The organism is Psychrobacillus sp. (genome assembly GCF_056205495.1).
Genome location: NZ_JBAEAP010000010.1, coordinates 1 through 9,921, shown reverse-complemented (window position 1 = coordinate 9,921; position 9,921 = coordinate 1). Strand labels below are relative to the sequence as shown.

Below are 9,921 nucleotides of genomic sequence, written 5' to 3'. Positions count from 1 at the left end.
CAAACCATTCTCTTATAAATGAAGTAATTTGCTCTTTCTGCTTAGCAGAAGGTGTAGTAAGTGGAAATCGTACATGTAGAGCATCAGGTTTCCATTCAATCATAAACAAAATGGGCTCATCATCATCTAATTTAATAGCTTTATAAATAGAGTAATTTATCACTTGGTGCACTGTTTCTTGTTCAGATCTCATTAAATGAGCTAGACATTCCTCAAAGCTAAAGTCGGGAGGTGTAGGTATATTTAGTGTATTTGGTTTTAGGATCTCCTTCATATTTGCGAACTCCTCCATTGTTTTCGATATTCACTAGGAGAGGTTTGTAAGGAATTTTTAAAAGCCTTATAGAAAGTTGATGTACTTTTAAAGCCTATTTTTAATGATATTTCTAGGTTTGTATTATCTGTATTCTTCAATAAGTGGATTGCTTTTTCTATTCGAACTTTTTCTAAAAACGTACGTGGACTCTCAGACGTTACATGTTTAAAGACTCGCTCCAGATGGAATGGACTTACTCCAATATGTAAAGAGAGGCTCTCCAGCGTTATTACCTCCTTGTAATTGAGGGTCAGAAAAGAAATGACTTCGCTCACTAAATCCTCCTGAGGCGCAAGTTCTATATCAGGCTTGCATCTTTTACAGGCTCGAAAACCAGCATTCTCTGCCTCAGATTTAGTTTCATAAAATTGTACGTTCTCCTTTTTGGGTTTTCTGGATTTACAGGAGGGTCTACAGTAAATTTTAGTAGTTTTTACGGCTGTATAAAAGCATCCATCATAACTACTATCGCAAGAAATAATCTTTTGCCACATTTCCTCGAAAGAAAGGTTAACTTTAGCCACGAATTTTCACTCCCTCTGTCAGTAAATTTTATTTATCATATCATATAACTTTTTTCGTTTGTAATTGCCTTATGTCTACTTTAACAAATATAGGAGAAAGAATCGTCTTAATTCTTGCTATTATGGTCCAATACTTATTGTTATTTTCTGAATTTTTAGTTGACTAATTTCAAGGATACTATTAATCTGTAATAAAAGTATCACTAAATTTAAGTTGTTCGTTTTATATTTGTTATATAAATTACAGATTAATCATAGAGACTACTATAGTAACTTTTTTCATACTTATTGAGTTCTATTGCATTCGTTTATTTGGGGACTAAAGCATTTTATATAACTTTAATATTAAGGCGTTTTAATGGTGTTATGAGTTATTTTAGAAAAGCATAGCTTAAATAAAGGAGGAAGGTAAGTGAGCGTAGTTCTAACTTCACAAGATGAGCAGCAGCAAATGGATCGTTTTATGGAACGGATTGAATTGGGAGATAAGATTGAAGCCGATGATTGGATGCCTGAGGAATACCGCATCACATTAATCAAATTGATCTCTATGCATGGGATGAGTGAAATAATGGGAGCTCTGCCAGAAAAGGAATGGGTGCCACGTGCTCCTTCTCTATCTAGAAAGTTAGGTATTATGGCGAAAGTGCAAGATGAAATGGGCCATGGACAGCTGTTACTTAGGGTGACAGAGGATTTGCTAAAGCCTTATGGGAAGAATAGGGCTGATTTGATGCAGGATCTCTTTAAAGGAGATCTAAAGTTCCACAATGTCTTTCATATGGGGACAAAAACTTGGGCAGATGCTGGGATTATCGGCTGGCTTGTAGACGGAGCGGCTATAATCACCCAGACAAATATGCTGGGTGCATCGTATGGTCCGTACTCAAGAGCGTTGCAGCGAATTTGTGCCGAAGAGGTGTTTCACGCTCAGCATGGGGAATCGATTATCATGGCTCTCGCTGAAGGTACAAGCAAACAAAAAGAGATGATTCAAGAAGCCCTTAACCGTTGGTGGGAGCCGCTCCTTATGTTCTTTGGCCCCGCATCTAAGGAAACGACTGGCTCCTCTAAACAGGATTTAACGATTAAATACAAAATAAGAACGAAAACAAATGAAGAATTTAGACAAATCTTTTTTGATAAATACATCCCTAGAATTTTATCCTTGGGGCTGACTGTTCCTGATCCAACCTTAACATTCGATAAAGAAACTAATACGTGGATATACCAGCAGCCTGATTGGAATGAGTTTAAGAAAATTATTAAAAACGGTGGTCCTAGATCAGAGGCACGCCTAAATTTAAGAAGAATCTCGTATGAAAATAATGCATGGGTCCGTGATGCGCTTAGTGCGACAGTAAGCTAAGGAAGGAGCAGCTAATATGAAAGAAGAAAATTTTTATCAAGAATATGAAATATTTAGCAAACGAACCCCAAGCTCAGCTTTTTTACATCAGTTTAGTTTACTCGCTCCGAATGAAGACATGGCTTTTATAATGGCTCAAGAAAACTTTATGAGACGAGAGCCGGTAGCTGACATATGGATCGTCAATCGCAAGCATATCCGTAAGCTTGACCTAGAGGAGAAGGAAACGTTAGCAAGACTAGACAACAAGGATTATCGAACGACAAAGGGCTACGGGTACCTAAAGAAAAAGTGGCGCCACTATGAGCAGCAAATATTAGATGAAAAAGAAATATTATCTTGGGGAGGGGATCGGAAATGACTGTTGATATGAGCAAGGAGCATAAGGAAGCTATAGCCAGCTTACTTTTTCAGTTAGCAGATGACGATTTTATGTATGCGTATCGTGGATCAGAGTGGCTAGGTCTCGCTCCTCATATAGAAGAGGACGTCGCTTCCTCATCCATTAGCCAGGATAGTATGGGGCATGCCGTCATGTATTACAACCTACTTGAAGAGTTGGGGTTGGGGAATGCTGATGATCTTGCTCACCTGAGGGAGTCCAGTAAAAGAAAGAATAGCATACTGACGGAAAGAGCTAACGGGAAAGGCTCTTACATGGAGGTCCCTCAATATGATTGGGCTTTGCAAGTAGTCAGAAGCTATTTTTATATGACTGCCAAAAAGGTTAAAGTCGATTCCCTGTGTTCTAGTTCATATATTCCTTTGGCTGAAATTGCTAAAAAGGTAAAGATGGAAATTTACTACCACCGGTTGCATTGGGAAACGTGGTTTAAGCAATTATTGAATTCAACCGACTTAGCTAAACAGAAAATGACAGATGCAATAATGCTAGTGAGTGATGACTTTGCTGATTTTTTCTCCTATGGAGCAGACAAGGAGATTATAGAAAAGCATCAGTTAATAGAACCAGAGAACTTATTAATGGAAAGATGGCTACAAAGCGTAGCACCTACCTTTGAATTTCTTCAGCTTGCTAAGCCAAGCATATCTACTGTTCCAAATAAAAATGGTCGCAATGGAGTGCATTTGAAGGACTTAGATGAGGCGATTGAAACTCTTTCAGAGGTATATAGGATGGATCCGGCGGCTTCCTGGTAAGGCTCAAATGAAAAGAGGTGACAAGAGTGACCCAAAGCTTAATAGTTTTAAAGGATTTAGTGATCAATGCCCTTTATGAAGTAATGGATCCGGAGATAGACTCGGTTAGTATTATGGATCTTGGTATGGTGGAGGAGATAAAAATAGATGGAGGGAAAGTTCATATCCATTTATTGCCTACCTTTTTAGGCTGTCCTGCGTTAGAAATTATTAAAGGCAATACTAGGGCTGCAATCGAGCGAGTACCAGGTGTACTGGGAGTGGAGGTAGATTTTATTTTTCATCCTCCCTGGACTTCGGAAAGGATAACAAAACGAGGGCATGTAAAACTAAGGAAGTTTGGCATAGCGCCTCCTCCTATATTTAAGGAAGGAGAAGATGTGTGGCAGGTGGACTGTGCTTATTGTGGGTCAACCTATACTACCTTAGATAATCTTTTTGGTCCAACGGCTTGTAGAAGCATTTTGTACTGTAAAAGCTGTAAAAACGTATTTGAAGCAATGAAACCAATCTCTACTATTATGTAAAGGAGGATTATGAATGGCTAAATTAGTCGCAATGTATAAGCACCCAGAAAACAAAATGGAATTTGATGAACACTACTTTAACGTACACGCTCCCATTACACAAAAAATCCCAGGTCTACGAGAAATGAAGGTAACTAAGTTTACTGGTTCTCCAATGGGAGGAGAGTCGGAATATTATTTAATGTGTGAAATGATCTATGATGATATGGATTCCTTGAAAGCTGGACTAAAATCAGCGGAAGGAAGGGCTTCAGGAAAGGATTTAATGGGATTTGCAGGAGACTTAGTTACGCTAATGATAGGCGAGGATGAATAATGTCCTTCAACTTCATTGAAACAAGCATTAATGAACATATAGGGTTAATCGAATTAAATCGTCCTGATCGGCTCAATTCACTAAATAGAAGAATGGTTAGTGAAATAATGGATGCACTGCTAGCATTTGAACGCAAAAAAGAAGTTCGGGTTATTGTCATAACAGGAAGAGGCAGGGCATTTTCGGCTGGTGCTGATATTGAGGAAATGATGGAGGACGATCCAATCAGTCTTGAGTTACTAAATCAATTTTCTGATTGGGATCGTATAGCTACTGTTAAAAAGCCAATTATAGGAGCAGTCAAAGGATTTGTCTTTGGTGGGGGCTTTGAGCTTGCACTTGCTTGTGATCTCTTGATAGCAGCCACAGGAACGGAGTTTTCATTCCCAGAGGTAGGACTTGGTGTAATGCCGGGCGCTGGTGGAACCCAAAGATTGACGAAGCTAGTCGGTAAAACAAAAGCGCTAGAATGGCTTTGGACCGGGGAAAGAATCCTAGCAGCCACGGCTCTCGACCATGGCATTATCAACAAAGTAGTAGCGAGCGAGCTACTTATGGAAGAAACTATGAGGCTGGCCCAGAAGCTTGCTAAACAACCGCCTATTTCTCTCCGTCTCATAAAGGATTCTGTTAACAAGGCGGTAGATTATTCTCTCCATGAAGGTATGCAATATGAAAGAAAAAACTTTTATTTGCTATTTGGTACCGAGGATCAAAAAGAGGGAATGAATGCATTTATGGAAAAAAGAAAACCGAACTATCAAGGGAAATAGCGAGGTGTTGAGCGTATGTATGAGACGATTAAGTTTGAAGTGAAAAATGGAGTAGCGTGGATTACCCTTAACAGACCAGATAAGCTAAATGCTTTTAACTCACAAATGAATCGAGAGCTTAAGACTATCTTTAAATCGGCATCATCTAACGAGGAAGTACGATGCATCGTGTTAACTGGAGAAGGAAGAGCGTTCTGTTCAGGACAGGATTTAGCTGAAGTTGATGATCAGATGGATCATGGTAATCTACTCAGAGAGTCCTATTATCCAATGCTTCTCCAAATCCGGCAATGTGAAAAGCCAGTAGTAGCTGCGGTTAATGGAGTAGCGGCAGGAGCAGGGTTTAGTCTGGCGTTAGCATGTGACTTTCGAGTGATATCAGAAAAGGCTAGTCTTATCAACGCCTTTATACATGTGGGACTCGTACCCGATTGTGGGAACCTGTATTACTTAACTAAACTAATAGGGTATGCGAAAACGTTAGAGCTATCTATATTAGGTGAGAAGGTTACGGCACAAAAAGCAAAAGAGCTAGGTTTAGCAAACCAGATAATACCTATGGAAAGCTGGGAAACCGAAGTAACTAAATTTGCTGAGCATCTTGCATCTCTACCGACAAAAGCCATTGCTCTTATAAAACAAAATTTGAAAGCGGTTTCAGACATGAGGTTAGAAGATTACTTAGAATTAGAGGCACAAACCCAGCGTATTGCCGGTCTAACAAATGATCACCATGAAGGTGTTGAAGCCTTCTTACAAAAAAGAAAACCTGTTTTCACAGGAAAATAAGGAGTGGGTACTTTGACAACTGTTAAAGACGACAAAATGGAAAAAGAAACTATTAAAAGAGAATTTTATCATTTAATAATAGATGGAGAAAAAATGAAAGGGTCGAGTGGTGAAACGATAAAAACCTACAATCCGGCAACAGGCGAACTAGTGGCAGAAGTTGCAAAGGCTTCAAAGGAGGACGCAGAAAAGGCAATAGCTGCTGCACGTCATTCCTTTGATCATGGAAAGTGGAAAATGTATCCCGTTGGTCGAAGGGCACAAGTGTTAAATAAAATAGCTGCCATCATGCGATCTCGGTTTAATGAACTAGTAGAGCTAGAAATTTTAGATACGGGAAAATCACTACACGCCGCTCAGGGTCAAGTAACACAGGCAATAGAGGATTTTGAATTTTACGCAGGGGCAATTGTTGGTCATAGAGGGACGGTTAATAACGTACCCGGTCAGTTTCACAACTACACCGAAAAGGAACCCGTTGGCGTATGTGCACAAATTATACCATGGAACTACCCACTGATGATGGCTGCCTGGAAGGTTGCTCCGGCAATTGCAGTAGGCTGTTCGGTTATTGTAAAACCAGCTTCTTTAACTCCTCTCACTGCCATTGTACTAGGGGAGATTTGCCTTGAGGCAGGCGTGCCAGCCGGAGTTGTTAACGTCATTCCAGGGTCAGGGTCGGATATAGGTAACTATTTAGTCGAGCATCCACAAGTGGATAAGGTTGCTTTTACAGGGTCCACGCCTATTGGTAAGGATATTATGGGGAAGGCATCTGAAAGCTTAAAGCGAGTAACTCTTGAACTAGGCGGGAAGTCTCCGAGTATAGTATTTTCTGATGCCGATATTGATGCAGCAGTAGATGGCTCCTTGTTTGGTATTTTCTATAACTCAGGTCAATCCTGTGAAGCTCGTTCTCGATTGTATGTCCAAGAGGAAATCTATGATGAATTTATGAGTAAGTTTGTAGAAAAGACAAAAAGGCTTCAGTTAGGAAACCCTTTTGATAAAGGGACGCATATGGGCGCAATTATAGATCAAACACAGCTAGACACAATAGATGGGTATGTTCAGTCGGCAATTAAGGACGGAGCAGAGATTCTAGCTGGAGGTCATAAATGCTCTCCTAAAGGATATGAAAATGGCTTCTGGTTTGAGCCAACTATCATTACTAATGTGAATCACGACATGAACATAGTTAAGGAAGAAATCTTTGGACCGGTTGTGGTAGTAATGAAGTTTAAGGATGAAAAAGAAGCTATTAAGCTAGCTAATGATACTAATTTTGGTCTTGGCTCTGCGGTTTGGTCTAAAGACGGAGCAAGAGCAACAAGAGTAGCTAATCAAATAAAAGCAGGAATTGTAATGGTAAATTGTCCGTTTTCTGCATTTCCAGGCACTCCGTTTGGTGGCTATAAACAGTCAGGCTTTGGTCGAGAGCTTTGTATCGAAACCTTAGATTTATACACAGAAACGAAGAGTATTTTATCATATTATGGTAGCCGTCCTTTGAACCCTTTAGGACTATAAAATAACAGGACAGGAAGCTAGAGTGGTTCCTGTCCTTTTTTCGTATAGTAATAAAAAATATGGAGGTGCTTATATTGATTAACTGCATAGTTGTTGTGGGTTCCGGGGTAATGGGGCGAGGTATTGCTTACGTAGCTGCACTTTCTGGTTTTGCCGTAACGTTGGTGGATACAAAGCCTACTGCCTTAGAACAGGCTAAAAAAGAAATTGAGAGCTTATTTGAAAAAGGTATTAAACGACAAAAGATAACTTCTGAAATGGCGGAAAAGTCTTTAAATAAGCTGAGTTATGAAAAAGATCTTTCTTTTGCAGTAGAAACGGCTGACTTAGTTATAGAAGCTGTACCTGAGCAGCTAGCGATTAAGAGATCCGTCTTTGAAGCATTAGAACTGTATGCTCCGGCTAAGTGTTACTTTGCTACTAATACATCTACCATGAGTCCTACTGAAGTTGCTTCCTTTTCTAATCGTCCGGATAAAACAATTGCCATGCACTTTTTTAATCCGGTACATAAAATGCCACTCGTAGAGATTGTAAGAGGGCTTGAGACGAGTGATGAAACAGTTACTGCTATTAAAAACGTTGCTGAGCAAATGGGAAAGGAAACAGTAGTAATTAAAGAATTTCCAGGCTTCATAACTAGTCGAATCAGTGCTTTGGTTGGTAACGAAGCGTTCTATATGCTTCAGGAAGGAATCGGTACGCCAGAGGAAATTGATAAGGCTATTAAGCTGGGCTTAAATTATCCAATGGGTCCGTTTGAGCTAGGAGATCTCGTTGGTTTAGATACTAGACTGAACAATTTAAACTATTTACATGAAAAGCTTGGTGAAAAATATCGCCCTGCCCCCCTCCTTGAACAATACGTCAAGGCTGGTCGTCTTGGAAGGAAGACAGGCAAGGGAGTTTACAGCTATACCGGTGAGGAGGGGTGAAGATGAAAGAGGTCGTAATAGTCGATGCTGTTCGTACTCCTATCGGGAGATATAATGGATCTTTAAAAAGTATTAGACCAGACGATTTGGCAGCTATTGTAATAAAAGCACTAGTAGAAAGAAATGAAGGTTTACCACTGGACCAAATAGAAGAAGTCGTCCTTGGCAATGCCAATCAAGCGGGTGAGGATAATCGTAATGTTGCAAGAATGTCCGCATTACTTTCTGGTCTTCCAATAGAGGTTGGCGGCACGACAATAAACAGGCTTTGTGGTTCTGGCTTAGATGCTATCGTTTATGCTGCTCGCGCCATAGCAGTAGGCGAAGGCGATATATACATAGCTGGTGGAACAGAGAGCATGACTCGCGCCCCTTATGTAATGGCAAAGCCTATGAAAGAATTTCCCCGAGGGAATATGGAGCTTATAGATACGACAATTGGATGGAGATTTATAAATCCATTGTTAGAAGAAATGTATGGTACAGATTCGATGCCTAAAACAGCTGAGAACGTTGCCGAGAAATATAAAATAACTAGAGAAGATCAGGACTTCTATTCCTTTGAAAGTCAGCAGAGGGCTAAAAAAGCAATGGCTGAAAATCGCTTCTTGAACGAAATAATATCAGTGAAGTATACAAATCAAAAGGGTCAGGAAGTGATCATTGATACTGATGAGCATCCGAGACCAGAAACAAGCTTGGAAAAGCTGAACAACCTTTCTCCTATTTTTAAAGGAGGGACTGTAACAGCTGGAAATGCGTCTGGTGTAAATGATGGAGCAGCAGGCTTACTTCTAATGAGCGCAGACAAAGCCAAGGAATTAGGTTTGAAGCCTATAGCGAGGTATATTGCATCCGCTACTGCTGGTGTAGAGCCTGATGTAATGGGAATAGGACCTGTATATGCAACTAACAAAGTATTAAAGCGCGCAGGAGTTTTAAAAGAAGAAATTGGCTTAGTCGAATTAAATGAGGCATTTGCTTCCCAGTCGTTGGCTTGCATACGGGAATTAGAACTCGACCCAACAATTGTAAATGTGAATGGCGGTGCAATCGCTCTCGGACATCCGTTGGGTGCTAGCGGAGCAAGAATAGTGACTACCCTTTTATACGAGATGAGAAGAAGAGAAGTGAAATTAGGCCTTGCCACTATGTGTGTAGGGGTAGGCCAAGGTATAGCTGCAGTATTTGAAAATATACAGTAATTATCATAGAAATAGGGTAGTTAGAAAGTCAAAAGACCTCAGAGAGTAGAATTGATTTCCGCACCAGCCGGACGCTTTCCTCGGGGTGAGCGATAAGCCATCACCCAACGCTAGCGCGCGTGGTTGTGATGTCTTACCTGTCCCACACAACCCGTAGGAGTCGCCGTCTGGCACTCCAATCAATAAACGGGAACAGCTTTAGCATCGAGAAAGCGCTAATCAATTTACTCGCAAAAACAAAGCTGAAAAACTGTATAGACTGAGCTCGTTTAAGCTGCTGTTGTATTGTGGTCACTTACACATAATAAGTCAATACCGAGCTCTCTTGCTTTATTGACAAATTCCTTAGGAGAACGGGTACTATCGGAATAGTGCGAATGAATATGTAAATCTGCATACATTATAAATTTCACTTCTAATTTGTAAGGGAATGTCTTTTTCCATGACGGTAATTTACCTTAATTTCATTTCTATTT

General features: G+C 40.2%; 12 protein-coding genes and 1 pseudogene. 10 read left to right on the top strand and 3 right to left on the bottom strand.

Annotated features, from left to right (window positions below; translation table 11 throughout):
- Together AC06OU_RS00280 and AC06OU_RS00275 are read right to left on the bottom strand one after the other, a co-directional pair.
- Positions 1–274, bottom strand: a pseudogene (locus AC06OU_RS00280) (hypothetical protein); the annotation flags it as partial.
- The gene (locus tag AC06OU_RS00275; protein WP_475853330.1) at positions 271–810 is read right to left on the bottom strand and encodes a bifunctional transcriptional activator/DNA repair enzyme AdaA; all 540 of its coding nucleotides are present in this window, start codon (positions 808–810) and stop codon (positions 271–273) included. The pseudogene AC06OU_RS00280 and the gene AC06OU_RS00275, both read right to left, overlap by 4 nt.
- Before the next feature lie 481 nt (positions 811–1,291).
- Between AC06OU_RS00275 and paaA the strand changes: the two genes are divergently transcribed.
- The 10 genes from paaA to AC06OU_RS00225 all read left to right on the top strand — a co-directional run bounded on the left by paaA (position 1,292) and on the right by AC06OU_RS00225 (position 9,445).
- The gene (gene paaA / locus AC06OU_RS00270) at positions 1,292–2,209 is read left to right on the top strand and encodes a 1,2-phenylacetyl-CoA epoxidase subunit PaaA (protein WP_475853328.1); all 918 of its coding nucleotides are present in this window, start codon (positions 1,292–1,294) and stop codon (positions 2,207–2,209) included.
- Between the two features lie 16 nt (positions 2,210–2,225).
- A complete protein-coding gene (gene paaB / locus AC06OU_RS00265) occupies positions 2,226–2,570 on the top strand; it encodes a 1,2-phenylacetyl-CoA epoxidase subunit PaaB (protein ID WP_169358240.1) in 345 nt (114 codons plus the stop codon).
- A complete protein-coding gene (gene paaC / locus AC06OU_RS00260) occupies positions 2,567–3,370 on the top strand; it encodes a 1,2-phenylacetyl-CoA epoxidase subunit PaaC (protein WP_475853325.1) in 804 nt (267 codons plus the stop codon). Before paaB ends, paaC begins: the two co-directional genes overlap by 4 nt.
- A gap of 26 nt (positions 3,371–3,396) precedes the next feature.
- Entirely contained in the window at positions 3,397–3,897 is a 501-nt protein-coding gene (gene paaD, locus AC06OU_RS00255) for a 1,2-phenylacetyl-CoA epoxidase subunit PaaD (protein WP_475853324.1), read from the top strand.
- 13 nt (positions 3,898–3,910) lie between these two features.
- Positions 3,911–4,213: an EthD family reductase gene (locus tag AC06OU_RS00250; RefSeq protein ID WP_475853323.1), complete on the top strand. Its 303-nt coding sequence runs from the start codon at positions 3,911–3,913 to the stop codon at positions 4,211–4,213.
- Positions 4,213–4,986 carry an enoyl-CoA hydratase/isomerase family protein gene (locus AC06OU_RS00245; RefSeq protein ID WP_475853322.1) on the top strand — a complete coding sequence of 258 codons (774 nt, stop codon included), beginning with the start codon at positions 4,213–4,215 and terminating at the stop codon, positions 4,984–4,986. Before AC06OU_RS00250 ends, AC06OU_RS00245 begins: the two co-directional genes overlap by 1 nt.
- Positions 4,987–5,001: 15 nt before the next feature.
- Positions 5,002–5,775 (top strand): enoyl-CoA hydratase-related protein, encoded by a 774-nt coding sequence (locus tag AC06OU_RS00240; protein ID WP_475853320.1) that lies wholly within the window; start codon positions 5,002–5,004, stop codon positions 5,773–5,775.
- Between the two features lie 36 nt (positions 5,776–5,811).
- Positions 5,812–7,305: an aldehyde dehydrogenase family protein gene (locus AC06OU_RS00235; protein WP_475853326.1), complete on the top strand. Its 1,494-nt coding sequence runs from the start codon at positions 5,812–5,814 to the stop codon at positions 7,303–7,305.
- A gap of 74 nt (positions 7,306–7,379) precedes the next feature.
- Positions 7,380–8,240, top strand: a complete 861-nt coding sequence (locus AC06OU_RS00230; RefSeq protein ID WP_475853319.1) for a 3-hydroxyacyl-CoA dehydrogenase — start codon at positions 7,380–7,382, stop codon at positions 8,238–8,240.
- 2 nt (positions 8,241–8,242) lie between these two features.
- Complete coding sequence (locus tag AC06OU_RS00225) at positions 8,243–9,445, top strand: acetyl-CoA C-acyltransferase (protein WP_475853318.1); 1,203 nt, start codon at positions 8,243–8,245, stop codon at positions 9,443–9,445.
- A gap of 269 nt (positions 9,446–9,714) precedes the next feature.
- Here the strand turns inward: AC06OU_RS00225 and AC06OU_RS00220 are convergent, their stop codons facing one another.
- On the bottom strand, positions 9,715–9,846 hold the full coding sequence (locus AC06OU_RS00220) for a PHP domain-containing protein (RefSeq protein ID WP_475853316.1): 132 nt from the start codon (positions 9,844–9,846) through the stop codon (positions 9,715–9,717).
- Positions 9,847–9,921 lie beyond the last annotated feature (75 nt).

Excerpts from the sequence above, each read along its gene's own strand:
- AC06OU_RS00220 (WP_475853316.1), bottom strand. The coding sequence starts at position 9,846 with ATGTATGCAGATTTACATATTCATTCGCACTATTCCGATAGTACCCGT.
- paaB (WP_169358240.1), top strand. The coding sequence starts at position 2,226 with ATGAAAGAAGAAAATTTTTATCAAGAATATGAAATATTTAGCAAACGA.
- AC06OU_RS00275 (WP_475853330.1), bottom strand. The coding sequence starts at position 810 with ATGTGGCAAAAGATTATTTCTTGCGATAGTAGTTATGATGGATGCTTT.
- AC06OU_RS00245 (WP_475853322.1), top strand. The coding sequence starts at position 4,213 with ATGTCCTTCAACTTCATTGAAACAAGCATTAATGAACATATAGGGTTA.
- AC06OU_RS00235 (WP_475853326.1), top strand. The coding sequence starts at position 5,812 with ATGGAAAAAGAAACTATTAAAAGAGAATTTTATCATTTAATAATAGAT.
- AC06OU_RS00250 (WP_475853323.1), top strand. The coding sequence starts at position 3,911 with ATGGCTAAATTAGTCGCAATGTATAAGCACCCAGAAAACAAAATGGAA.
- paaC (WP_475853325.1), top strand. The coding sequence starts at position 2,567 with ATGACTGTTGATATGAGCAAGGAGCATAAGGAAGCTATAGCCAGCTTA.
- paaA (WP_475853328.1), top strand. The coding sequence starts at position 1,292 with ATGGATCGTTTTATGGAACGGATTGAATTGGGAGATAAGATTGAAGCC.
- AC06OU_RS00240 (WP_475853320.1), top strand. The coding sequence starts at position 5,002 with ATGTATGAGACGATTAAGTTTGAAGTGAAAAATGGAGTAGCGTGGATT.
- AC06OU_RS00225 (WP_475853318.1), top strand. The coding sequence starts at position 8,243 with ATGAAAGAGGTCGTAATAGTCGATGCTGTTCGTACTCCTATCGGGAGA.